The 23,460-nt window shown below is 65.6% G+C and carries 25 protein-coding genes; 12 read left to right on the plus strand and 13 right to left on the minus strand.

Features of this window, described 5'->3' with window-relative positions:
* Positions 1-198: 198 nt before the first annotated feature.
* From dxs to AC5RWG_RS00630, 3 genes are read left to right on the plus strand one after another with little or no spacing between them, the layout of a single operon-like run.
* Positions 199-2,175, plus strand: a complete 1,977-nt coding sequence (gene dxs, locus AC5RWG_RS00620) for a 1-deoxy-D-xylulose-5-phosphate synthase (RefSeq protein WP_493999526.1) — start codon at positions 199-201, stop codon at positions 2,173-2,175.
* The gene (locus AC5RWG_RS00625; protein ID WP_493999527.1) at positions 2,172-2,723 is read left to right on the plus strand and encodes a DUF402 domain-containing protein; all 552 of its coding nucleotides are present in this window, start codon (positions 2,172-2,174) and stop codon (positions 2,721-2,723) included. Before dxs ends, AC5RWG_RS00625 begins: the two co-directional genes overlap by 4 nt.
* Positions 2,720-3,277: a hypothetical protein gene (locus AC5RWG_RS00630; protein ID WP_493999528.1), complete on the plus strand. Its 558-nt coding sequence runs from the start codon at positions 2,720-2,722 to the stop codon at positions 3,275-3,277. The genes AC5RWG_RS00625 and AC5RWG_RS00630 overlap by 4 nt, the downstream gene beginning before the upstream one ends.
* Before the next feature lie 24 nt (positions 3,278-3,301).
* On the opposite strand, the gene mug is transcribed toward AC5RWG_RS00630, so the two are convergent.
* Together mug and argG are read right to left on the minus strand one after the other, a co-directional pair.
* Positions 3,302-3,880, minus strand: a complete 579-nt coding sequence (mug, locus tag AC5RWG_RS00635; protein WP_493999529.1) for a G/U mismatch-specific DNA glycosylase — start codon at positions 3,878-3,880, stop codon at positions 3,302-3,304.
* A 148-nt stretch (positions 3,881-4,028) separates the two neighbouring features.
* A complete protein-coding gene (gene argG / locus AC5RWG_RS00640) occupies positions 4,029-5,456 on the minus strand; it encodes an argininosuccinate synthase (RefSeq protein WP_493999530.1) in 1,428 nt (475 codons plus the stop codon).
* Between the two features lie 159 nt (positions 5,457-5,615).
* Here argG and AC5RWG_RS00645 point away from each other — a divergent pair, with 159 nt between their 5' ends.
* Both AC5RWG_RS00645 and AC5RWG_RS00650 read left to right on the plus strand, forming a co-directional pair.
* Entirely contained in the window at positions 5,616-6,590 is a 975-nt protein-coding gene (locus AC5RWG_RS00645) for an aldo/keto reductase (protein ID WP_493999531.1), read from the plus strand.
* Positions 6,591-6,619: 29 nt separating this feature from the next.
* Entirely contained in the window at positions 6,620-7,303 is a 684-nt protein-coding gene (locus tag AC5RWG_RS00650; RefSeq protein ID WP_494166226.1) for a hypothetical protein, read from the plus strand.
* Between the two features lie 34 nt (positions 7,304-7,337).
* Here AC5RWG_RS00650 and AC5RWG_RS00655 read toward each other — a convergent pair whose 3' ends face one another.
* Together AC5RWG_RS00655 and AC5RWG_RS00660 are read right to left on the minus strand one after the other, a co-directional pair.
* Complete coding sequence (locus tag AC5RWG_RS00655; RefSeq protein ID WP_493999534.1) at positions 7,338-7,778, minus strand: Rieske (2Fe-2S) protein; 441 nt, start codon at positions 7,776-7,778, stop codon at positions 7,338-7,340.
* A gap of 73 nt (positions 7,779-7,851) precedes the next feature.
* Positions 7,852-8,295, minus strand: coding sequence for a QcrA and Rieske domain-containing protein (locus tag AC5RWG_RS00660; RefSeq protein WP_494139302.1), 444 nt, complete (start codon positions 8,293-8,295; stop codon positions 7,852-7,854).
* Positions 8,296-8,673: 378 nt separating this feature from the next.
* On the opposite strand from AC5RWG_RS00660, the gene AC5RWG_RS00665 reads away from it, so the two are divergent.
* From AC5RWG_RS00665 to AC5RWG_RS00675, 3 genes are all read left to right on the plus strand, one after another.
* Positions 8,674-9,465: a ZIP family metal transporter gene (locus AC5RWG_RS00665; RefSeq protein WP_494166227.1), complete on the plus strand. Its 792-nt coding sequence runs from the start codon at positions 8,674-8,676 to the stop codon at positions 9,463-9,465.
* Between the two features lie 80 nt (positions 9,466-9,545).
* A complete protein-coding gene (locus tag AC5RWG_RS00670; RefSeq protein ID WP_493999537.1) occupies positions 9,546-9,848 on the plus strand; it encodes a hypothetical protein in 303 nt (100 codons plus the stop codon).
* Between the two features lie 18 nt (positions 9,849-9,866).
* On the plus strand, positions 9,867-10,148 hold the full coding sequence (locus tag AC5RWG_RS00675; protein ID WP_494109172.1) for a hypothetical protein: 282 nt from the start codon (positions 9,867-9,869) through the stop codon (positions 10,146-10,148).
* Here the strand turns inward: AC5RWG_RS00675 and AC5RWG_RS00680 are convergent.
* The 6 genes from AC5RWG_RS00680 to AC5RWG_RS00705 form a co-directional block, all read right to left on the minus strand.
* Positions 10,145-10,996 carry an HAD family hydrolase gene (locus AC5RWG_RS00680; RefSeq protein ID WP_494013847.1) on the minus strand — a complete coding sequence of 284 codons (852 nt, stop codon included), beginning with the start codon at positions 10,994-10,996 and terminating at the stop codon, positions 10,145-10,147. The genes AC5RWG_RS00675 and AC5RWG_RS00680 overlap by 4 nt on opposite strands.
* A gap of 807 nt (positions 10,997-11,803) precedes the next feature.
* A complete protein-coding gene (locus AC5RWG_RS00685) occupies positions 11,804-11,974 on the minus strand; it encodes a hypothetical protein (RefSeq protein ID WP_493999540.1) in 171 nt (56 codons plus the stop codon).
* Positions 11,943-12,152 (minus strand): helix-turn-helix domain-containing protein, encoded by a 210-nt coding sequence (locus tag AC5RWG_RS00690; RefSeq protein ID WP_494001245.1) that lies wholly within the window; start codon positions 12,150-12,152, stop codon positions 11,943-11,945. The genes AC5RWG_RS00685 and AC5RWG_RS00690 overlap by 32 nt, the downstream gene beginning before the upstream one ends.
* Positions 12,127-12,822 carry a potassium channel family protein gene (locus tag AC5RWG_RS00695; RefSeq protein WP_493999541.1) on the minus strand — a complete coding sequence of 232 codons (696 nt, stop codon included), beginning with the start codon at positions 12,820-12,822 and terminating at the stop codon, positions 12,127-12,129. Before AC5RWG_RS00695 ends, AC5RWG_RS00690 begins: the two co-directional genes overlap by 26 nt.
* The gene (locus AC5RWG_RS00700) at positions 12,815-14,149 is read right to left on the minus strand and encodes a TrkH family potassium uptake protein (RefSeq protein ID WP_494109384.1); all 1,335 of its coding nucleotides are present in this window, start codon (positions 14,147-14,149) and stop codon (positions 12,815-12,817) included. Before AC5RWG_RS00700 ends, AC5RWG_RS00695 begins: the two co-directional genes overlap by 8 nt.
* A 109-nt stretch (positions 14,150-14,258) precedes the next feature.
* A complete protein-coding gene (locus AC5RWG_RS00705) occupies positions 14,259-16,073 on the minus strand; it encodes an APC family permease (RefSeq protein ID WP_493999542.1) in 1,815 nt (604 codons plus the stop codon).
* Between the two features lie 349 nt (positions 16,074-16,422).
* Between AC5RWG_RS00705 and AC5RWG_RS00710 the strand changes: the two genes are divergently transcribed.
* Complete coding sequence (locus AC5RWG_RS00710; protein WP_494166228.1) at positions 16,423-18,921, plus strand: ATP-binding protein; 2,499 nt, start codon at positions 16,423-16,425, stop codon at positions 18,919-18,921.
* A gap of 371 nt (positions 18,922-19,292) precedes the next feature.
* On the plus strand, positions 19,293-19,979 hold the full coding sequence (locus AC5RWG_RS00715; protein ID WP_493999544.1) for a response regulator: 687 nt from the start codon (positions 19,293-19,295) through the stop codon (positions 19,977-19,979).
* A 206-nt stretch (positions 19,980-20,185) separates the two neighbouring features.
* On the opposite strand, the gene AC5RWG_RS00720 is transcribed toward AC5RWG_RS00715, so the two are convergent.
* Both AC5RWG_RS00720 and AC5RWG_RS00725 read right to left on the minus strand, forming a co-directional pair.
* Positions 20,186-20,509 carry a VOC family protein gene (locus AC5RWG_RS00720; protein WP_494109175.1) on the minus strand — a complete coding sequence of 108 codons (324 nt, stop codon included), beginning with the start codon at positions 20,507-20,509 and terminating at the stop codon, positions 20,186-20,188.
* 51 nt (positions 20,510-20,560) lie between these two features.
* Positions 20,561-21,091: a TetR/AcrR family transcriptional regulator gene (locus AC5RWG_RS00725; RefSeq protein WP_494013851.1), complete on the minus strand. Its 531-nt coding sequence runs from the start codon at positions 21,089-21,091 to the stop codon at positions 20,561-20,563.
* 215 nt (positions 21,092-21,306) lie between these two features.
* Here AC5RWG_RS00725 and AC5RWG_RS00730 point away from each other — a divergent pair, with 215 nt between their 5' ends.
* Both AC5RWG_RS00730 and AC5RWG_RS00735 read left to right on the plus strand, forming a co-directional pair.
* Positions 21,307-22,059, plus strand: a complete 753-nt coding sequence (locus AC5RWG_RS00730; protein WP_494166229.1) for an MBL fold metallo-hydrolase — start codon at positions 21,307-21,309, stop codon at positions 22,057-22,059.
* Positions 22,060-22,216: 157 nt separating this feature from the next.
* Positions 22,217-22,498: a hypothetical protein gene (locus AC5RWG_RS00735; protein WP_493999548.1), complete on the plus strand. Its 282-nt coding sequence runs from the start codon at positions 22,217-22,219 to the stop codon at positions 22,496-22,498.
* A gap of 213 nt (positions 22,499-22,711) precedes the next feature.
* Here AC5RWG_RS00735 and AC5RWG_RS00740 read toward each other — a convergent pair whose 3' ends face one another.
* Entirely contained in the window at positions 22,712-23,362 is a 651-nt protein-coding gene (locus AC5RWG_RS00740; protein WP_493999549.1) for a hypothetical protein, read from the minus strand.
* Positions 23,363-23,460: the final 98 nt, after the last annotated feature.

Consider the following 23,460-nt stretch of genomic DNA (forward strand, 5'->3'; position numbering starts at 1 on the left):
CACAGCGGCCCAACGCAGGGCGGGCGTCCGATGGACGTCCGCCCTGCGGCGTCTGGCCAGGGCACCAGCGTGCTGTAGGGCTCGGTCCCCGGCCACGCGTCGGCCGCGTTGTGTGCACCCTCGCACCAGGGGAACGCAGAGTGGCGGAGGGATGGCGGTAGGATTAACCGACGCTTTGTGAAGGAAAGGACCTGCTCTGTGGGATTGCTCGAGACCATCCGCGAGCCGCGCGACCTGCGCCGGATCGACATGGTCCAGTTGCAGGACCTGGCCCGGGAAATCCGCCAGTTCCTGATCACGAACGTCGCACAGACCGGCGGACATCTCGGCCCGAACCTTGGGGTCGTCGAGCTGACCCTCGGCATCCACCGCGTGTTCGACTCCCCGCACGACAGCATCGTCTTTGACACCGGCCACCAGTCCTACGTGCACAAACTGGTCACCGGGCGGCAGGACTTCGGCACGCTGCGGCAGCAGGGCGGGCTGGCCGGCTATCCGGACCGCGCCGAATCGGTGCACGACATCGTCGAAAGCTCGCACGCGTCGTCGTCGTTGTCCTGGGCCGACGGCATCTCCCGCGCCCGCCGGCTGACCGGCGAAGGCGACCGCTACGTCGTCGCGGTGGTGGGCGACGGCGCCCTCACCGGCGGCATGGCATGGGAAGCCGTGAACAACATCGCCGCGGACCGAGCACGGCGCGTGGTGATCGTGGTCAACGACAACGGGCGCTCCTACGCCCCGACGATCGGCGGGCTGGCCGACCAGCTGGCCGCGCTGCGCCGGACCACCATCGACAAGGTCCGCACCCACCAGGCCTACGAAGGCACCCTGGACTGGTGGAAAAGGAAGCTGCAGTCGGGCGGGTCGCTGGGCCAGTTCGCCTACCGGAGCCTGCACGCGACCAAGAAGGGCATCAAGGACTGGTGGGCGCCGCAGGGCCTGTTCGAGGACCTGGGCATGAAGTACATCGGCCCGATCGACGGGCACGACCTGGAGGCCGTCGAGGCCGCGCTGACGCAGGCCAAGAACTACCGGGGCCCGGTCATTGTCCACACCATGACCGAAAAGGGCCGCGGCTACGCGCCCGCCCGCGCCCACGAGGCGGACCAGTTCCACGCCGTGGGCGTCATCGACCCGGAGACCGGCGAACCCGTAGAGTCCGGCGGCCGGCAGTCCTGGACCTCCGTGTTCGCCGACGAGATCGCCGAGATCGCCGACGAGCGCCAGGACATCGTCGGTATCACCGGCGCCATGCTGATCCCGGTGGGCCTGCAAAAATTCGCCAGTAAGCATCCGGACCGTGTCTTCGACGTCGGCATTGCGGAGCAGCACGCGCTGGCCAGCGCCGCCGGCATGGCCTACGGCGGACTCCACCCGGTGGTGGCCCTCTACGCAACGTTCCTGAACCGCGCGTTCGACCAGCTCCTGATGGACGTCGCGCTGCACAAGGCCGGCGTCACCGTTGTACTCGACCGGGCGGGGGTGACCGGCCCGGACGGGCCCAGCCACCACGGCATGTGGGACATGTCGCTGCTGCAGATCGTGCCGGGGCTACACCTGGCCGCCCCCCGCGACGCCACCCGGTTGAGGGAAGAGCTGCGCGAGGCGGTGTCCGTCGACGATGCCCCCACCGTGGTCCGTTTCTCGAAGGGCTCGGTGGGGCCAGAGGTTGAGGCCCTGGAACGGCTTAAGGACGGCGTCGACGTGCTGGCGCGCCGGCCGTCCGGCTCCACCGAAAACGACGTGCTGATCGTCAGCATCGGCGCCATGAGCGAACTGGCGCTGGATGTCTCGAACCGGCTCGGCGCCCAGGGCATCAGCTCCACCGTTGTCGACCCGCGCTGGGTGCTGCCGGTGCCCCGCTCGATCATCGGCCTTGCGGCCCGGCACCGGATCGTCGTCGTGATCGAAGACGGCGTGCGCGCCGGCGGCGTCGGATCCCGGATCCGCCAGGAGATGCGTGCCGCCGGTGTGGACACGGCGCTGAACGAGGTCGGCCTCCCGGTCGAGTTCCTGGTCCACGGCACCCGCGCCGAGGTCCTGGAGCGCGTGGGCCTCACCGCGCAGCAGGTGGCCCAGGACACCGTCGCGCAGGTGCTGGGCACCAAGGTCCCGTTCGCGCGCCCGCTGCCCGGCCAGGAACTGCCGACCGGCCAGATTCCCAAGATCCAGTGACCGGCCGCATCCCCGCCGAGGCCCGGCCCGGCGAGATGGTGGTGTTCCGCAACTGGAAGTACGACGGCGCTGCCCACTGGCTGGTGCCCGGCACCTACCTCGGCTCCGACGGTTTCGGCGACTGGATCTTCCAGCCGGCCGGCTCGCTGGTCGCCCGGCCCGGCATCGCCTTCTTCGCGGCCTCCGACGCGGTGCAGTTACTGCCACGGGAAGGCGACTACGTGGCGACGTTCTACGACGACACCTACCCGGGCGACTTTCGCATCTACATCGACCTGGCCACCGGCATCCGGGTGGACCCGCTGCTTCCGGCCGGCTGGGAAGTCCAGCTCACGGACATGGACCTGGACGTGGTCCGCTCCGTCAGCGGCGGCGTGTACATCGACGACGAGGACGAATTCGCCGAACACCGGGTCACCATGGACTATCCGCCGGCGCTGGCCGAACGGATCCAGGCCAGCTGCCGGGCGCTCTACGGGCAGGTGGCGGCTGAGGCCGCGCCGTTCGACGGAACGGCCCTGACATGGTTGAACAAAGGACGGACATGAGTTTCCTTCGGGTGTACAAGAAGAACGACGACGGCGGGCTGGTGTTCCGCGAGGCGTGGTTCGACGAAGACTACGGCCAGTTCGTGGTCAACCACGGAACGGTGGGCCACCAGAGCACCACGCAGGAGAGCCGGGACGTCAACGCCGAGGCCGCCGAGTCGCTGATGGACGCGTTCGCTGCCCAGTGCGCCGAAGACGGCTACGCGGAGCTCGCGCCGGGGGAGCAGCACTGGGTGATTGCCCAGTATGCGCTGAAGACGGCGGACGGCAGCGACCGGGACCGTTACCTCGAGGACAAAGCCAAACGCACCATCACCGAGTACTTCGCCTGGCGCGGGCTCGGGACCGTGGAGAAGACCGAATTCGTCCCGCACAAGCTCAACATCTATGTTCTGGCGCCGGATGCGGCCAGGGCGGTGGCCGGCCTGAAGGTCTGCCTCCGCGAAGCCAAACTCGACTTCACCAAGCTGAGCATCGGCGTCGCGCCGCACGGGGACCTCGCCGCGGTCAAGCAAAAGCATCCGCTGCCGGCCAAGACGGCGTTCAGCCTGTAGGCCCGGCGGCCGTCGGGGACGGCGCTAGCCGCCCTCGGGCACGTCCAGGCCCGCGGCGCGCGCCGCCTCCCGGTAGGCGGCCGCCAGCGTGGCAACGCTGTGGTGGGCGTTGAGGCCGCTGGGATTCGGCACCACCCAGACCTCGGCGCCGCCGAGCGTCTCCGGTTGCCGGCCCAGCTGCGCCTTCGGCCGCTCAAAACCCACCCGGTAGGCGGTCACTCCCGCGACCGCCACCACCCGGGCCCCCAGGGTCTCGACCCGGGCCGCCAGGCGCCGGGCACCGGTCCGCAGTTCCTCGGCACCCAGCTCGTCCGCCCTGGCGGTAGCCCGCGGGACAATGTTGGTGATGCCCACGCCGCGGTCGATCAGGTGGTTGCGGTCGGCAGCCGCCATGCCGTTCCCGGCGTAGATCTGATGGTCGGTGATGCCGGCCGCCGCCAGGGCCGGATAGAACCGGTTGCCGGGCCGGGCGAAGTGCGAGCCGGTGGCAGCCGACCAGAGGCCGGGATTGATGCCGACGAACAGGAGGCGCAGGCCCGGGCCCAGCAGATCGGGGACCAGCGCGTCCCGGTAGGCGAGCAGTTCAGCACGGGTAAAGGCCACAAAACCACTCTTTCACACGGCGTGCCGTCCCGGCCGCGAAACCGGCCGCATGCTCAGCCTCACGGCCCCAGCTCCGGACAGAAGAAGGCACGGCGCCCCCGAAGGGGCGCCGTGCCCGTGCAGCGGCCCGCCAAGGCGGGCCGGCGAATCAGTCGGTGCCGGCGTCGAACGCCGCGCGGTCCAGCGCCTCGTCGGCCGCGCGGTCGGCCGGGTCGAGCTGGGCGGTGTCGGCGATTTCGCTCGCGCCGCCGGCTTCCAGCGCGCCCACGAGCTCGGCGGTGGGACCGCCCACCAGGCCCTGGGCCGCGTACTGCTCCAAGCGGGCGCGGGAGTCGGCGATGTCCAGGTTGCGCATGGTCAGCTGGCCGATGCGGTCCAGCGGACCGAAGGCAGCATCGCCCACGCGCTCCATGGACAACTTGTCCGGGTGGTAGCTGAGCGACGGGCCGGTGGTGTCCAGGATGGTGTAGTCCTCGCCGCGGCGCAGCCGCAGGGTGACCTCGCCGGTGACAGCGGAGCCAACCCACTTCTGCAGCGATTCGCGCAGCATGAGCGCCTGCGGGTCCAGCCAGCGGCCTTCGTACATCAGGCGGCCCAGGCGGCGGCCCTCGGCGTGGTAGCTGGCCACGGTGTCTTCATTATGGATCGCGTTGAGCAGCCGCTCGTAGGCGATGTGCAGCAGGGCCATGCCCGGGGCCTCGTAGATCCCGCGCGACTTGGCCTCGATGATGCGGTTCTCGATCTGGTCGGACATGCCCAGCCCGTGGCGGCCGCCAATGGCATTGGCCTCCTGCACCAAAGCGACGGCGTCGGCAAACTCCGTGCCGTTGATCGCCACCGGGCGGCCCGCCTCGAAGCGCACCGACACGTCCTCGGTGGGAATGTCCACGTCCTCGCGCCAGAAGGCCACGCCCATGATCGGCTCGACGGCCTCCAGGCTGGTGCCCAAATGCTCCAGCGTCTTGGCCTCATGCGTGGCGCCCCAGATGTTGGCGTCGGTGCTGTACGCCTTCTCCGCGGAGTCGCGGTAGGGGAAGTTGTGCGCGGTCAGCCATTCGGACATCTCCTGGCGGCCGCCGAGCTCGGAGACGAAGCGCGGGTCGAGCCACGGCTTGTAGATGCGCAGCCGGGGGTGGGCCAGCAGCCCGTAGCGGTAGAACCGCTCGATGTCGTTGCCCTTGTAGGTGGAACCGTCGCCCCAGATGTCCACGCCGTCTTCCCGCATGGCGCGCACCAGCAAGGTGCCGGTCACGGCGCGGCCCAACGGGGTTGTGTTGTAGTAGGAACGGCCGCCGCTGCGGATATGGAAGGCGCCGCAGGCCAGCGCGGCCAGGCCTTCCTCCACGAGCGCGGGCTTGCAGTCCACCAGGCGGGAGATATCCGCGCCGTACTCGGTGGCGCGGCCGGGCACCGCGTCGATGTCCGGCTCGTCGTACTGGCCGAGGTCGGCGGTGTAGGTGCAGGGCACGGCTCCGCCGTCGCGCATCCATGCAACGGCAACGGACGTATCGAGTCCACCGGAGAAGGCGATGCCGACGCGTTCGCCGACGGGAAGGGAAGTCAGAACTTTGGCCATGGTTTCGATCATATGTGCAGCGGCACCCAAAGACAGAAGCGGCAACGCCGCGGCCGCCTGCGTGACGTGTCCGAACTCACTTGCGCGTCCGGGACGGGGGCCGGAGCCGGGATAGGATGCGAGGCGAACGGCAAAACCCCCAGTGACAAGGATGTAGCGATGGAATACCGGCGTCTCGGCAAATCCGGCCTCACCGTCTCGACGGTGGGACTCGGCTGCAACAATCTTGGCCGGTCCAACACCCCGACGGAAACGCAGGAAGGCACGGACGCGGTGGTCAAGGCCGCACTCGACGCCGGCGTGACCTTTTTCGACGTCGCCGACAGCTACGGGAAGACTCCGGGGCTGAGCGAGGAGTTCCTGGGCAGGGCGCTGGGATCGCGGCGCGACGACGTGGTGGTGGCTACGAAGTTCGGCATGGACATGCGGGGCGCCAACGGCGAAGACTTCGGCGCCCGCGGCTCGCGGCGGTACATTGTCAGGGCGGCCGAGGCGTCGTTGCGGCGGCTGGGCACCGATTGGATTGACCTCTACCAGTTCCACACGCCCGACCCGCTGACTCCGGTCGAGGAAACCCTGTCCGCGCTGGACGACCTGGTCCGCGCCGGCAAGGTCCGCTACATCGGCCACTCCAACCGGGCCGGCTGGCAGATTGCCGAGGCGGAATTCACGGCGCGGATGGGCGGCTACACCCCGTTCATTTCCAGCCAGAACCACTACAACCTGCTGGACCGCCGGGCGGAGCTGGAAGTCGCCCCTGCTGCCGAGGCCTACGGGCTGGGCCTGCTGCCGTACTTCCCGCTGGCCAACGGCCTGCTCACGGGCAAGTACAAGAACGGCAAGGCGCCGGAAGGCAGCCGGCTGACACACTCGCGCACCAACTTGCTCAAGGACGCCGACTGGGAGCAGTTGGGCGCCTTCTCCCGCTTCGCCGCCGACCGCGGACTAACGGAAATCGAGGTGGCCTTTTCCTGGCTTGCCACCCGTCCCGCAGTCGCGTCGGTCATCGCCGGTGCCACGAAGCCGGAACAGATCCGGCAGAACGCCCAGTCAGCGGGCTGGCACCCGACTGCCGAGGACCTGGCCGAGCTGGAAGGCATCTTCCCCGCGGTGCCGAAAGTGGCCCTGTTCTGAGACCTCCGAGGGGGCCGCGGCGGGAGCCGATGGAACGTTGGGAAGCCTTTTACGTTGAGGGCGCCAAGCAAGGCTGCCTCTACCGCCGGTGGGCGGATCACGTCCTCACCACGCGAATGGCCTTCCGGAGCGGGCCGGACGGGTACCGCGCGGAATCCGTCATCCGGTTCGAGCCCGGGACGCGGCGGTGGGAGTCCTCTTCTTACCGGCAGGGGCCGGGCCGCCCCGAGGCAATCGCCCGCCGGGAAGACTTCGGGCTGACCGACACGAGCCTGCCCAGCTACGGGGAGTACCTGCTGTTGGCGGAAATGCTCGACTCCGGCGCCCAGGCCGTGGAGTACTTCCGGCTGGACGACGCCGCGCCGGCCGAACCCGACAACGGGGCATGGGCGCGGGTATCGCTGGCCGGCACCGAGACGGTGGTGCTGCCGGACGGCAGCCGGCCCTCGTGCGACCGCTACGACGTTGTCCTAAACGCTCGAACGACGGCGCCCGGCGGCGGCTTTCCCACCCCGACGGACTATCGGCCGGATACCGGGGCGGAGCTGGTCGGCGTTCACTGGGCGTCGGGCGGCCGTGTGGTCAAGAGCGACTGGCGAGGAGCCGAGTCCTTCCTCGCTCCGGATCGCGGGACTGCCATCGCCGGCCTCGACCGGGCACTGATTGACTTCCTGGATACCGGATACGGTGCCCGGCCGGCTGGGGCCGACTAGGACGCCCGCCCCGAGGGCTTCCAGACGGTTCATTTCAGACGGTGACGGTGATCCACTCGCCGTCGATAGCCGCCGCGAAACGCGGAAGCGGAGCGGGTGCCGGACCGCCGGTCACTGTGCCGTCGGCGAGCGCGAAGGTCGAGTTATGGCAAGGGCACACGAATTCGGCCTTCGTCGGGGTCACGCCGCATCCCTGGTGCGTACAAACGGCGCTGTAGGCCAAGACGGTGGTTTCGTCGGGGCGGTGGATGAGGATCTTCTCCCCGCCTGCCTCGCCGCTGGCGCTGCCGCCAACCGGCACGTCGCTGAGCTTCCCGACCCGGACCGGCGTGCCGTCGCTGGCAATCGGGGAAGCGGAGGCACCTTGTGCTCCTGTGTAGTCCTGCAGCGGGGAACATGCGGTGAGCGCGCCCATCGAACCGACGGCGGTCGTGGCGGTCAGGATGGCGCGGCGCGAAGGCAGGGACGAACTCATGTCCGCTATTCTCCCGGACGGTGCCGGTGAATTTCCAAACGGAGCGGTGATCGCTCGCGCAGCGTGTCAGCGATCACACCACCACGGTGATCCATTCGCCGTCAATGGCCGCCGCAAAGCGCTGCAACGGTTCCAACGCCGGCCCGTCGAGAACCGTGCCGTCTGCGGCGCTGAAGACCGAGCCGTGGCACGGGCAACGGAACTCCGCGCCCGCCGGCGCCACGGTGCACCCTTGGTGCGTGCAGACTGCGCTGTAGGCCAGGACGGTAGTCTCGTCGGCGCGGTGGATGAGGATTTCCTGCCCGCCCGCTTCGCCATTGGCGCTGCCGCCAACCGGCACGTCTGCGAGCTTCAGGACCTGTACAGCAGCGCCTCCGGAGGTGGCCGGGGCAGGTTTTCCGCCGGCCTCGCCGCCGCCGTTCCCCGCCGGCGCACAGGCAGCCAGTACACACGCCGAGCAGGCCGTTGCGGAGGCGGCCATGACCGAGCGTCGCGAGGGACCGGCATCGGGATTCATGCGCTGACCTTCCCCGTGGGCAGTATGGGTGCCTTTCGCAAAGGGTAGACGTCCGGGCCCATGGGTTGGTTCAGCCGGCTCATGAAAGGGTTTTCGCGCAGGAACCTGCAGTACCTGGCCACCGTTGCCAAAGCCTGGCCGGATGCAATCCGGTCTGGCTGTGTCCGGCGTCTGTCCTAGGACGGAACAGGAGGATCGGATGAGCGTGTGGAGGGATGGTGGAGTCTTGTCGGTTCAGGAAAGCGAACGCGTTCAGCGGGCGTCGCTGAAGCCTGCAAAGGGTTCTGCTGGGATTCCTTGACGTCGGAACGACCGCGAGGGGTTCAGGGCTTCATTCTGCGGTTGTCCCCCACTCCTGCAACCACCCATAATGACGGTGTGGCTATGTCGCTGCTGTTCGGCATCGTGACTTCCAGCGCCCTGATGCTGGGTGGATTTGTCGGTGTGCGTTTCGAACTGCCCAAACGCGTCCTGGCGATCATCCTGTCCTTCGCAGCGGGCGCCCTGGTCACCGCCCTGACTTTCGAACTCTTCGAGGACGCCTACCAGCGCGGCGGCATCTGGCGCGCAGCGGTCGGCCTGTTTGTCGGCGCGGTGGTGTTCACGACCTTGAGCGCGCTGCTTGACCGCTGGGCGCAGGCCGGGTCGAACCCGGTTCCGGCGGACGAGTACCGGGGCAGCCCCAAGCTCGATACCGACGCCGCCGCCACCGGGCGTGCGCCGGGGCCGGCATCCACCCGGGGTGCGGCCGGTCTGGCCCTGCTGGCCGCCGCCACGCTCGACGGCATACCGGAGAACCTGGCGCTGGGCGTCTCCCTGGGGGAGGGGACCGGCGGTCTGGCGCTCCTGGCCGCGATCTTCGTCTCCAACCTGCCCGAGGCCCTGGTCGGGGCAGCCTCGATGCGCAGCCAGGGCATGTCCAGGCCCGCCATCATCGGACTGTGGGGTGTGTGCTCAGTGCTGCTGGTCATCGCCGTCGTGGTCGGTGCCGGGCCGCTGTCCGGTACCGACCCCGAGACGATCTCGCTGCCATTGGCCTTCGCGGCCGGCGCGGTGATCGCCGCACTGGCCGACACCCTGATGCCGGAGGCATACGAACACGGCGGACCGGCGGTCGCCCTGAGCACCGCGGCCGGGTTCGTGCTCTCGTTCCTGCTGTCCCTCGCGTGAGATCCGGCGCCGCTAACGACCCTCCGTGCCCCCGCATCGACCCGCGCCGTTATCTGGGGTTCCGAGTTAGTCCGCAAGGTTTGTTCGATCTGGAGATGGGCACCGGCGGCTCGTTCAACAACTGCGCCCGGTTCACGCCCAGCGCGAACGATATTCCGGAACGGTCGCTGGCCTCGCTCGCGGCCACCAACCGTGACTTCCCCACCGGCGGTTCCCCCTGGCAGACCGCTGGCGAGCCGGGCGAAAACCGCACCTACCGCGGAACCTGGCGCTTCGATACCACCGGCATGTCGCAGGTCGAGATCAACGCCCTGCAGGGCGCCCGGGTCCATGTCGACCTGGTCTGGGAGCTGCAGTCGGATGAATCGCCCACGCAGCCGTAAGCCGGTTCCGTCAGTTCCGTGACCCGCCGGCTGCCCGGCAGCGCCTTGCGTCCTCTCTTCTCCCGCGACGGCTGGCTGCTGTACATCGCGTCCACGCTCTCGCGGTTGTATCTGGGCATCGCCCTGAGCCTGGTGCTGATCGGCCTGCTGCCTGCGCTGTTCGGCTGGCATACCAGCGTGATCCAGAGCGGTTCCATGGAACCGCACGTCGGCGCAGGGGACGCGGTGGTGTCCGCGCCCTTAGGCAGTGATGACCCGGTTTCGCCGCTTCCACTGATTTTCGCGCGGCAAGGCCCCTAGCTGAGCAAGTGGGATAGGGCGGTTACGACGCCATGTTCCTCATTCGTTGGCGCGGTGTAACGGGCGCGGGAACGCAGGATCGGGTGGGCGTTGTCCATGGCGAACGACAGGTCGGCGCGGTCGAACATTTCGAGGTCGTTCAGGAAGTCGCCGAACACGACGGTTTGAGCGGCATTCACGCCCAAGGTCCGTTGCAGTTCCTGCACGGCTCGTCCTTTATTGGTGCCCGGGGCCATGATGTCGATCCACTGCTTACCGGAGACGGCCATCTGGTGGCTGGATGCCAGTGGAGCGACGATGCTTCTCGCGCTGGACTCAACGTCGGTGGAGTCGTAGATCGCGAGCTTGAGGATGTCATCGGTGACAGTGGTGAGATCCTCGACCGTGGTGAGTTCGGCGTAGTAGGTTTCCGCCTCCCGGATGAATCCAGCATCGCGTCGCTCGATGTAGGCACTGCGGCGGCCGCATACGACCAGGCCGAGGCTGTTCGCGGTTTCCGTTGCGTGGCGAACCGCGTGAATGACGTGCGTGACAGTGGGCTCGTCCATGTAGGTGGCGGAGAGTACTGCGCCGTCACGGACAACAAGGGAGCCGTTCTCGGCGATGAAGGTGGCACCTGCTGGTGCACTGGGGAACATGCGGGCCAAAGTGGCGTATTGCCTGCCGCTGGCGGGTACAAATGTGATGCCACGGGCACGCATCCGCTCCAGCAACGGCCAGAACCCGGCAGGAACGTTACCGTCCCCGTCCAGCAGGGTGCCATCCATATCGGAGACCACCAGACGCACGTCGTGAAACCCGCTCGGGATCGAGGACCAAGGCTCAGCGCTTCGAGCAACACCACTCATCGTGCCTCGTTGTCTTGACCATGATCGCCGCTGCCGCGGAATCCTAAGCTAAACATGGTTCTTAACGCTACAGACAGGGGATTGGTAAAGCGACTTCAGAACGACTTCCCGGAGGGTAGGACTCGCGGGGGCGCTTTCTGTGGACGAGTTGTTCACTCTCAGGCGTGCCGTTGCATCTATACCAGGCAGTCGGTGTGGACTCCCTGTGGAGGGGTGGCGAAGTGCGGGAGCATCCGCGGCGCCCCTCGCCTTGGCAAGCCTTGGATTGGTCTTCCCCAACGAGAGGAGACGTTCATGTCCTTGGACCAAGACCGCCGCAACAAGTCATACCGACTGCAGGTCGCCGGAGTCTTGGATCGGCGCTGCCGGGCTTGTCGTTGCACTGTTCCGAGCCGTCTTTGACGACCTTTGGAACTTCGCTGGACGTTGAACATGGATGCCTTTCCCTGATAAACCTCAGACGTAAGCGCTGTTATCGGCTCAACGGGTGGAGGCCCGACAGCTGAATGTAGTCCAGCTGATTGAACTCAGCGCCTCTTTCGATCACTTCGCGGGAATTGCTTGCGCTCCGTCCCTGCATGCCTGACGGGGTTCATTGGCCGGGTGCACGCCCTGAAGTGCGGCGTTGACTACTTGGTGCGTAACCCTGCATTCAGCCGAAACTGGCGCAGTACGGCCCCGGTCCAGAGGCCGCCCGCGATCATGTCCATGAGCAGCATGGAGATCGGCCTCGGGATTGAGCTCTCCGCGGGCCTTTGCTTTGTCGAAGACCTGTGCCTCGTTAACCAGCCGATCCGTGAAGAAGCCCTAAATCCGGGCGGCCAGGTCCTCGTTCACGACGGCCGCGGACAGGACGGCGACCACGACGTTGGAGGCGGGAGGCACGGTCAGCAGTGCCGCAATCCGGTCGGCCAAAACCTGCAGGTCGACTCGGAGGGTCCCGGTTTCAGGGACGGCGAGGGTCAGCATCGGGGGCATCAATGAAGGCGGCGCCCAGGAGTTCTGCCTTGGACTTCCACCACCGGTAGATCGTCGTCTTGTTAACGCCGGCGGCCTCGGCCACCCCTTTAATGCTGAACCGCTCGTATCCCCGCTTCTGGAATGAAGCTCTGTACTGCCCTGAGCGCTGATCAAACCAAGGTGCTGAAGGCCTCAGCCTTGTCTTTTGTCCCTTGGACTATTATTTGATCGTCGTCGTAGAGCACAGTTTGTTGGGTGGTGTGCTCCCACTGCCCACCCTTGCGCTTGACAGCGACTACTGTGATGTCGAACTTTGAGCGCAGCTGCAGCAGGCCCAGCGGACGGTCCTGGGCTAGCCCGGGCGGGATGGTTCGGATCATGACGAAGTTATCTTCGAATTCGACGTAGTCCAGCATTGCCCCGCGGACCAAGTGCGCCACCCGGCGGCCCATGTCGTGCTCGGGCCGGATCACGTGGTGCACGCCCAACTGTTCGAGGATCTCGGCGTGCGGCTCACTGATGGCTTTGGCCCAAATCGCGGGCCTGGCGAACTTGAGGAGCCGCGAGGTGGTGAGAATGCTAGCTTCCACGTCTGTTCCGATGCCCACCACAGCGCGGTCGAACTCGTGTACAGAGAGCTGTCGCAGCACCTCGTCTTTGGTGGAGTCGGCACGGACTACGTGGGTCAGCAGCCCGTTGAAGGACTGAACGGTCTCTTCGTCGGCGTCGATGCCCAGGACCTGGGTGCCCAGGGACTCGAGCTCCAGCGCCAATGCTCCGCCAAAACGGCCGAGGCCGATAACAACGACGGACCCCGCCTCGGCGATCCGGTCGAAGGAGCGTGAGGGGAAGGGGATTCTAGCCAATGAGCGGCCTTTCTTTCGGGAACTCGTACAGGATCGGTCGCGCGCGAAGCGCCAGCGCGGAGGCCAGCGTGACCGGTCCCAGACGGCCGACGAACATGAGGATGATCAAAATCGACTGTCCGGCAGGTGGCAGCGAGGCAGTGATGCCGGTGGAAAGGCCGACGGTGGCGAAGGCGGAGATAGCTTCGAAGAGCAGTTTTTCCATGCCCGCGTCGGAGAGGAACATCAGGGCCATGGTGGCTGTGACTACCAAGGCGATGGCCAGCAGCACAACGGTCATGGCTTGGCGGTGTACAGAACGGGACAGTCGCTTGCCGAAGATGTTTACGGCGGCGCCGCCGCGAATTTCTGTGTAGAGGATGAAGTAGAGCACTGCGAAAGTAGTGATCTTCAGGCCACCGGCGGTGCCTGCAGGGCCGCCGCCGATGAACATCAGTATGTCCATGCCTAGCCAAGACACCGGGTTCATCTGGCCAATGTCGATACTGTTGAATCCAGCGGTGCGGGTGATGACGGACTGGAAGAACCCGGCCAGCACCCGTGCGGCGGGGTCCAGCGAGCCGAGCGTCGCCCGGTTGGTCCACTCCACCGCGGTGATGAAGACGGTACCTGCCCCCAGCAGCACGGCCGTGCCGGCCAGCACGAGTTTGGTGTTCATGGACCAGTGGATCGGACGCCGGTAGTGCCGGCCGAGCTCGAACAGCACCGGGAAGCCAAGCCCGCCGATGATCACCGCGCTGGCGATCGGCAGGCAGATCCATGGGTCCGCGACGAAGCCCATCAGGTTGTCTGAGAACAAGGCGAAGCCGGCGTTGTTGAAGGAGGAAACGGAGTGGAAGACTCCCAGCCAAAGGGCTTCCCCGGCAGAGTGTCCGTATCCGGTCATGAAGCGTGCCGTAAGGACCAACGCCAGCACGGCTTCGGTAATGAGGCTGATCCTCAGGACGCCGAACAGCACGCGCCGCACGTCGCCAAACCCGGTGCTTTTGGTTTCGGCGGCCGCGGAGATGCGGGAGCGAAGTCCAAGCCGTCCTGCCATCAGCACACCCAGCAGAGCTCCGAAGGACATTACGCCGAACCCGCCGAGCTGGATGAGGACCATGATCACCGCTTGCCCGAATGGGCTCCAGTAGACGGAAGTATCAACGATGATCAGCCCGGTCACGCACACCGAGGACGTCGCCGTGAACAGCGCCTCCAGGAAGGTGGCACCGCCAGGGCCCTGCTTCGACATCGGCAGCATCAGAATGGCCGTGCCGGCCAAGATCGCTGCGATAAAGCCAAGGACTATCACCTGGGACGGATGCCGCGGGCGTACTCGTTGCAGGAGGACGGCACCCGTGGGAGCCTGAAACTTTCGTAGGTCGCTGGTCCGGCGGAAGGCTGCGCCGATGCGACGGGCGGAGGATGCCTTCTCGGGCAAGGGACGTCGCGGTTCAGCCAACGTGAATCCGGGGACGGCGCTGCGGGTCGGGTTCGTTCTGGCGGATGATTTCCCGGACCACGGGGGCAGTGTCACCTTGGCCGAGGAGCAGGTAGCGCATCAGATGGGTCAGCGGATTGCCCTCGGACCATTCAAAGTAGGCCTGCGGCATGACACCGGTCGCATCGCGTAGTGCCAGCAGGACGGCGGCCAGCGCGTTGGGCGCGGCGGGGCTCTGAGCGCGCAGAATCCTGTACCCGCCGATCTCAACTCCGTGGACGTGGAGGGTGTCGCTGAAGCCGGAGGGGTCTTTGATTTCTACTTCGAGGAAGATGACGTCGGCGCTGCCGGGGACTGGGTTTATGCCGCGTTGAAGGACTTCCTTGCTGGAGTATTCCGCGATACCGGTGGCCGGGGGTTTGTGCGCAATCAGGTCCAGCCGTCCATCGAATTCCAGGGACTCGCGGATGAAGCGGCGGGCTTCGTCGTCGAACACTATGCGGTCTGCGCGCAGCTCGGTGGTTCGGGAGACCCGGGAAACCAGGGAGATGACCACGATGCCGGCGATGAACAAGAGCGAAATTGCCAACCCTTCGGGTTTTGCGAGGATGTTGGCTGTCAGGGCGTAGACCAGCACCAGCGTCAGCCCGGTGAACGCGGCGGCAGCGGACCGGCGCCGATTCCGGTACGTGGCAATTGCGACGGCCACCGAGGCAGAGACCATCATGGCCAGGATGCCGGTGGCATAGGCCCCGGCCTGGGCGTTGACATCGGCCCTGAACGCGATGGTGATCATGATACTTACGCCGGTGTAGACCAGGACCACCGGGCGGACAGCGCGGCTCCATTCCGGAGCCATACCGTACGAGGGCAGGTAGCGGGGCACGATGTTGATCAGCCCGGCCATGGCCGAGGCGCCGGCGAACCACAGGATGAGGATGCTGGCCAGGTCGTAGGCGGTGCCGAATCCTTCGCCGAAGCGCTCGTGCGCAAGGTAGGCCAGCGCACGACCGTTGGCCTCGCCGCCCTCGGCGAAGGCATCGGCAGGGATCAGCAAGGTCGTGACGAAACTGCTGCCCAGCAAATACACGCTCATGATCACGGCCGCGGCGGTGAGCAGCTTGCGGGTATTGCGGATCCGGCACGCGAGCCGCTCCTTGGGAGTCCGGCCTTGCGCTGCGACGAGAGGCATCATGCTGACGCCGGTTTCAAAACCGGAGAGCCCTAAGACAAGCAGCGGAAAGGCCAGCAGTGCCGGAAGAACCATCCCGCCTAAGCCCCCCGACGTGGTGGTGAGGAGATCTGTCCAGTCCGCGACGATGCCTGGCCTGCTTAGGATGTCGAGCAGACTGGTGCCGATGACGACTGCATTGAGGACGAGGAAGATTGCCACCAGCGGGACCGCGACTGCGACCGCCTCGGTGAAGCCGAGCAGGAAGACTCCGCCGAGGATGAGCAGCAGCACGATGGTCACCGGTACGGCGTGGCCGTGGAGGAACGCGGGAGTGTGGGGGTTCTCCAGCAGATGTACCGTGGCGTCCGCCGAGGAGAGCGTGATCGTGATGATCCAGGAGGTTGCCACGAAGCCCAAAAGGATGAGGACAAAAACTTTCCCACGCCAGAAGGGCAGCAGATGCTCCAGCATGGCCACCGACCCCTGGCCATGCGGGCTGGTCTGCGCCACCCGGCGGTACATGGGCAGCATTCCGCCCAAGGTCAGAATGACAATCAGCAGAGTCGCGAGCGGCGAGAAGGCGCCGGCGGCCAGCGCCGCGATGGCCGGCAGGTATGACAGGGTGGAGAAGTAGTCCACACCCGTCAGGCACATAACCTTCCACCAGGGCTGCTGAATGTCATTGGTTCCCGGGCTTGCCGGTCCGACGGGTTGAACAACGTGGGCGGTAAGCCAACGGGCCACGCCATGGGACGGCTTTTGACGGCCGGTAGGGCGGGGCACGCTCTCCGGAATGAAGTACTGGGTAGACGCACCCACAGTCGTCTTCTCTCTTATACGGTTCCTGACGCGATTGATCACACTACTCCGGCAGAGGCGGCCAGAGAGCGAAAAACAGCAGCCGACGGCGTTAAGAAATCATCAAAATGTCCGGGTAGCTGGGCGGGGCAGGTGAGCGGGGCGGGGAGGGCCTCGGCTTGCAGAGGCGGTGAGAATGGTCTTTATGGGCAGAGGAATACTGCGGATTTTTCTTGGCGCGGCGCCGGGCGCCGGGACCACTTACGCGATGCTGACCGAAGGGCTGCGGCTGACCGGAGATGGCGCCGATGTGGTCATCGGCGCGGCCCTGCACCGGGGCCGGCCGGAAACGGCTGCCCTGTTCGCGGACATGGAAGCAGTTTCGGATGCCGGCCCGGAGGGCGTTCAGGAGCTGGACCTGCAGGCCGTTTTGTCCCGTGCTCCGGAAACGGTGCTTGTGGATGACCTGGCTCAGGCCCACGGAGTGAACGGTGGGCGCAGGCTGGTATGGGAGGACGTCGATGGCCTGCTCGACGCAGGCATCAATGTCATGGCGACCCTTGAGATTGCGCGACTGGAGTCGTTGTGTGACGTGGTTGAAGCCATTACCGGCGTCCGGCCTGACGAGACGGTGCCGGACGCCCTTGTCCGTGGTGCCGGACAGATTGAACTTGTGGATGTGGATCCCGGACTGCTCCTTGAACGGGTGGCAGCAGGCAAGGTGGTTCCGGCGGAAAACGTGGATGCGGCCCTGGCGGGATATTTCCGCTTGGGGAACCTGACGGCATTGCGGGAGCTGGCCCTGCTGTGGCTGGCGGACCGCGTGGAGGAGGGCCTGAGTGATTACCGGGCGCGCAAGGGGATCGAGGCGGTCTGGAACACTCGGGAGCGGATCGTCGTCGGCCTTTCCGGCGGGCCGGGAGGGCAGTTGCTCGTGCGACGGGCGTTCCGAATGCTCGCCGGCAAGCTTGGCGCCGAGTTGCACGCCGTGCATGTGCGCTCCTCGGTAAGCTCCCGGGAATCACCGGGGGAACTGGACGCCCAGCGTGTTCTTGTGTTGGGGCTGGGGGGAACGTACCACTCGATCGGAGGCGATGATCCTGCCCAGGCGCTCGTTGCTTTCGCGCGCAGGACCGATGCAACACAGATCGTCGTCGGCGCCCCCGGACGGAAGCTGCGGTTGCGCCGCAGCGTCGGCCAGCGCCTTCTGCGCCTTGCAGGGGACGTCGACGTTCATCTGGTCGGTCACGGACGCAAAGGTGCGGCCAGTTCCGTCAGGACGGGCCCGTCATCGCTGGGCAGAGGCCGGATGATGGCCGGCGCCGCTATGGCGTTGCTGCTGCCGTTCATCCTCCAGGCGGGACTTAGTCTCTGGCCGCACAGCCACTTCGCCACCGATATGCTCGTGCAGCTGACCGGGACCATCGCCGTAGCGCTGGTCGGCGGGCTCTGGCCGGCCGTGGCGGCGGCAGTGCTCAGCAGTGCGATCGTGAATTTTTCCGCTCTGCACCCCATCGGCACCATGGGCATCAGCGATCCTGAGAATGTTCTGGCCCTGCTGATCTTCCTGGCCGTCGCGATCGCGGTTTCGCTCGTCGTTGGGCTCTCGGCAAAACGCAGCCGGGCGGCAGCCGCAGCCGGGGCCGAAGCTGCGGCTCTGGCGGAGCTGAGCCGCAGCACCCTTGCCGTCCACTACACCATCGGCGAATTTTTGGACCGAATCCGCGAACACTTCCAAAGCAGCGGTGCCGCGTTGTATGCGCGGGATGAACGCCAGGGCAAAACCCGGGCATGGCAGCTGGTGGCCAGCACCGGCAGAGTCGATGAAGACCTGAATGGCAATGAGAACGTCGAGCAACTTGACCCATCGCATGCCCTGGCGCTCTCCGGCCGCCCCCTCAGCCAGCAGGAACGCCACCTGCTCACTGCCTTCGGCGCCCACCTCATGGCCCTCCTGCAACGGGACCAGCTCCGGGCCAGCCGCCGCGACATCCTGCGGCTATCCGAAGGCAACCAGATGCGCACCTCGATCCTGCGTGCGGTCTCGCACGACCTGCGCACGCCGCTGGCAGGGATCAAACTGGCCGTCAGCAGCTTGCGCCAAGACGCCGTGGAATTCGACCCGGAGGACGAGGCCGAGCTACTGGCTACCATCGAGGACTACGCCGACCGCCTGGGCCTGCTGGTAGGAAATTTATTGGACATGTCGAGACTGACGGCGGACTCGGTCACGCCTTTGATCCGGCCCGTCTACTGGGCCGACGCCGTCGCAGACGCCCTACGCGGAATTCCCGAGGAAGCCGTGCGGGTGGACTTGCCGGACAGCCTGCCCCCGGTTAACGCTGATCCGGGCATGCTGGAACGCGTGATTGCCAATGTCGTTGAAAACGCCGTGAAGTACGCCGGCGGGTCCGATATCTTCATCACTGCGGTCACCGGTACGGGCAAAACCTCGGTGAACGGGAAACCTGCCGGCCAACTGCGCATCATCGACCATGGCCGCGGCATCCCGGCCACTGAGCTGATCAATATGTTCCAGCCATTCCAGCGCCTCGACGACACGCCGGCGGGGACCGGGGTCGGCTTGGGACTGGCTGTCGCGAAGGGCTTTACCGAAGTTATGGACGGGCATCTGGACGCCGAGGAAACCCCAGGTGGAGGGCTGACCATCGTCATCACGATGCCGCTCTCAGCGCGGGCCTGAAGTACATTCGCGGAAGGCCGCTGTCCGGCGTAGGAGACGCGTTAAGATTTGGGCCGTCCGCGTGAAGAAACCGTTAAGAACGGCGCCCGGGGTCCGGTCTTGGGTTTTGCTGGGCGTTGGGAGGGCCAGCCGGGCCTTCTACACCGAAAGTTGGAATACGCATGGACGCGGACCTTTGGTGGGAGATTCTGCCGGTTCTGGCCGCCGGCGGCACCGTGCTGGTGCTGCTGATCCGTTCTCTGGTGCGCATGAAGAAGGGCAGCAATTGGTGGTGAGGAGGTGCCTGTCCGCGGACCCAGGAGACACAATAGAGCTCAACCGACGGGCGACGGTCGGCTTCCGGTGGCGTGCGAGGAGGAGACGGGACAGGCATGACCAACGTCTTGATCGTCGACGACGAGCCACAGATCCTGCGTGCGATGCAGATTAACCTCCGGGCGAGAGGCTACCGTACCTACATTGCAGCTACCGGAAGCGAAGCGCTGACGGAAGCAGCCAAAGAGCCTATCGACTTGGTGATCCTGGATCTGGGGTTGCCTGACATGGATGGGGTGGACGTGATCCGCGGCCTACGCGGGTGGACGGATATACCCATCATCGTGCTGTCCGCCCGGCATGCCTCAGACGACAAGGTTGAGGCCCTGGATGCGGGTGCTGACGACTACGTCACCAAGCCCTTCGACCTGAATGAACTCTTAGCCCGGCTTCGTGCCGCAGACCGGCGGAACGACAGCAGTCTCCAAGGCGCGTCGATTGGCACCGCTGACTTTGAGATCAACCTTAGCGACAAGCGGGTTGTTCGGGACGGACAGGCGGTCCGGCTGACCCCGAACGAGTGGAACATCCTGGAAATTTTGGCCAGAAACCCCGGCCGGCTCGTATCGCAGCAGCAGATCCTGACCCACGTGTGGGGGCCCGCTTATCTAAAGGAAACCCAGTATCTGCGCGTCTACATCGCTCAGCTCAGACGCAAGCTTGAACCTGACGCGTCCAGACCGCGCTATCTCCTCACCGAAGCAGGGATGGGCTACCGCTTTGAACCAGGGGCGCCCCCTTGAAACGGCTGTGCCGTCTCGAGACCGTCCGCCCCTCTTAGGTTTTATGACCAGAGGCCCTTTGCCCCCTGATCGGGCAGCCCTATTTGTCGAACCGTGAACGTGAAGGATGCCGCCGGAACCCGCGCTCAACCCTGTTTTATACTCAGCGGTGCGGCCACTCCGACCGAGCCGCAACCAGAGTGGCGTCGAGCGAAATTTTGTCCCGGCTAGTCGCCGCGTCCGGCTTCGGTACTGATGCACAGCCGGTTCCCTTGGGCATCAGTGGCCACTACCCACACGGGCGCATGTTCATCATCGAGTGTTGCACCAACGGATACCAGAGCATCCAGATTCGAGGCGCTTTCGCTGAAGGGGACAGTGATGTCCAGGTGAAAACGATTCACATTCGGGCTCTGGGACTCCTGAAACCAGATGGCCGGACCCCTGCCATAGGGATCGGTCAGGGTTCCGTCTTCCTGCATCTTGTAGCCCAGTGCAGTTCGCCAGACTTCCGAAATGGCTTCCGGGGTTCTCAATGTCTTCGTGCCCAAGGGCACGCCGCCGGCCATCCTCGGGCTGGGGCGGACGGGTCGCGGCGGTGATTACCATTCCCCATAGATCCGGATCAGCGCACGTTTTGCCGCGGTGTACGGCTCAGCCGAACCGGTGAGGAGCGAACGCGCATTGGCCGCCTCAAGAAATGCCGTCGTCTCGAACACCAGTTGATTCACGTCTACTTCAAGGAGTTCCCCGATGTCGGCCGCAGCCTGGATTTCCGAGGCCAGCAAGGAGCGCCATTCACGAACCGCCTCCGCCACCGCTTCCCTCACCGGACCAGATTTGGAATCGAACTCCGTGCTGGCGGCCGCAAAGAAACATCCGCCGACAAAGACCCTATTGCGGCTGTAGGAAAGCCAAGCGTCAAGAAGGGCGCGAAGTCTTTCGAGCCCGGGTGCGGCGTTGAGGGCGGGAGCTACGACCGCCGCGATGAAAACTTGTCTCGCTGCCTCAACCGTCGCGATTTGCAGCTGCTCTTTAGAACCGAAGAGGGCAGCTACTCCACTCTTGCTCAGAGTCGAACGAGATGCCAGGCCGCCGATCGAAAGGCCCGCAAGCCCCTCAACCGAGGCCATGTTCACAGCTTCCTCTAAAACAGTTTGTCGCGATTTCAGACCTCTGGCCGCTCTGCCATCCATATTTACCTCTCTTCTCCCAAGAAAATCATAGTGTACGATCGTTCGTATTGTTACCGGCTCGCGTCTAGCCCCCCGGATTTCCGCCATTGGTAGACCTGCGCGGGGCTGCCAAAAGTCGGCCCGTTGATACTCAAGATTCGAAGGACGACCCCATGCAGACAACCCTGACGCATATCGGCACCGCAACGATGCTTGTCGAATTCGGCGGCCTCACGTTCCTCACAGATCCGGTGTTCAACCCCGCCCCTACTGAGTACAAGTTCGGGCCCCTGGTCCTGCGGAGCACTAACAAACCGGCCATGTCCGCTAGCGAACTTCCACCAATTGATGCCGTGCTGCTCAGTCACGACGAACACCCGGACAATCTAGATGACGCCGGCAGGAGGTTGCTGGAGGGGAAACCCGTCCTGACCACCCAGAGCGGGGCGGGACGGCTGGGTGGCCAAGCAGTTGGTGTGGCGCCTTGGGCCAGTCACACGGTCGGCGTGGGAGAGAAATCCGTGATCATTACAGCGACGCCTGCCCATCATGGCCCCGTTGGTGACGTCATTGGATTCATCCTCCGGGTTCCGGGGGAAGAAAAGGTCCTTTACATCTCCGGCGATACCACCTATGAAAGCGACCTTGACCAAATCGGCGACCTATTCTCGATCGGAGTAGCAGTGCTGCACCTTGGCGCGGCGAAGTTCGCCATACTTGGGGACCAGATGGTCAGTATGGACAGTTCGAGCGCAGCCAAGTTTACTGCCGTCCTCGCCGCCGACGCCGTAGTGCCGATCCATTTCTCCTCTTGGGAACACTTTACTGAAACGGAAGATGAGATCGCGGCTTCATTTGCGGAAGCAGGCCTGACTGACCGCCTTGAATGGCTCACCCCCGGGGTGCCACGGATCCTTGAGGTCTGATTCCGCGAGGCAGCCCCTTCCGGCCAAACAGAGACTATAGCCACCGGTGAACTCCAAGTCGCTGGAATGAAGCACTGCGATCTTGACTCCGCCAACTTTGGGCGGCGACATAGGGAGTCAAGATGCAGGAAGCCTCTGAAAACCTTCAAACGACGGCGTGCCGGGCCTGTCAATAGCGCAGTTATTCGAGTCTGCGGCAAGCCAAGATTTCAAGGCTTCCCAGCTCAGCAACCGCGATGCCGGAAAATGGAAACGGATCATGATCGCTTCGGCAATAGGAGCCGCGCTTTTCAGCCTGCAAGCTGTCATCTCCGCACTGCTCGGCGGTTTCTACGTGACGGTAGTTGTGGTTCCGCTTGCCGTTTTCTTTCTTGCCATGAGTGCTGCAATTTGGTTGATGCTGAGGGCGCGGACGAAGTCACTGGGGAAAGACCGCTAGCCGAACTCAGCCACGAGGCCCCCGTTACTCCGAGTGGAGCCTAAATAATCGCTTCTGACTCATCACGCGCGTGCATAAGCTCTAGCTCATTTTTGTTGCAATGGGTGACCGGCTGATGCGACTGGCGGGCGGGCAACTCCCGACCTTGAGAAGCGAAGGTCTTGTTGCCTCCGGAACGAACGCCACTAACCCCGTTAAGCCAACGGCCCCGCCTCAGCGGCGGGTGGGGAGGACCGTCGTCGTGACGGCCACGGCCTGCGGGGTGCGGGGGAAGGGACTGAATCCGAAGCGCACGGGCGGATCCACCGGCGCGAGGGGCCCGAGGCCGGCCCCGTTCCAGCTCGCCACGGCGCGCTCAACGCTACGGATGGAGCGCACGCCATAGTACTCCCGACGTCCGCCTCCGGCGGAGCCGGCGGTGGCCACCCCCGGGAGCAGGATCCCCGCGGCGCGGTTCACGGCTGTCAGCCACGCCGGGTGGACGGCGATTCGGACGGGGACCAGTTGCAGCATCCAGCCCAGCGCTGTCACGGGGCCCAGGTCGGCGCGCAGTTCCAGCGGGCCGCCGGAAACGCGGAGGACCAGTACGGCGGTCCCGGGTTCGTTCCCCGGTTCCGCGCTCCGCTCCCCGGCGGGGCTCAGGCTGGCGTCCAGCGGCGCCACCACCACCTCATCGAAGCGGTAGGTCGCGGACACATAGTCGGCGACCGCCCGGTTGGGGGCCAGCAGCGTCCGCAGCCCGTCGCGGTCCTCGGTCATGACGTCCGTGAAGGCGCCGAGCGGCGAGTCCATCCAGTGCCCGACCACCAGCCGGCGTCCCGCGCTGGTGCCCAGACCCGCGATGAACCCTGTAAAGCGTTCCATCCGGCTACCGTACGGCTCCGGCCGGCCCCGCCGCACGCCGTTGCGTAAAATCGACGTCGCCACCGGCACTCACCTGACGTCAGGTTGGGTGTACCCTA

It is taken from the genome of Arthrobacter sp. Y3221160 (assembly GCF_059092585.1).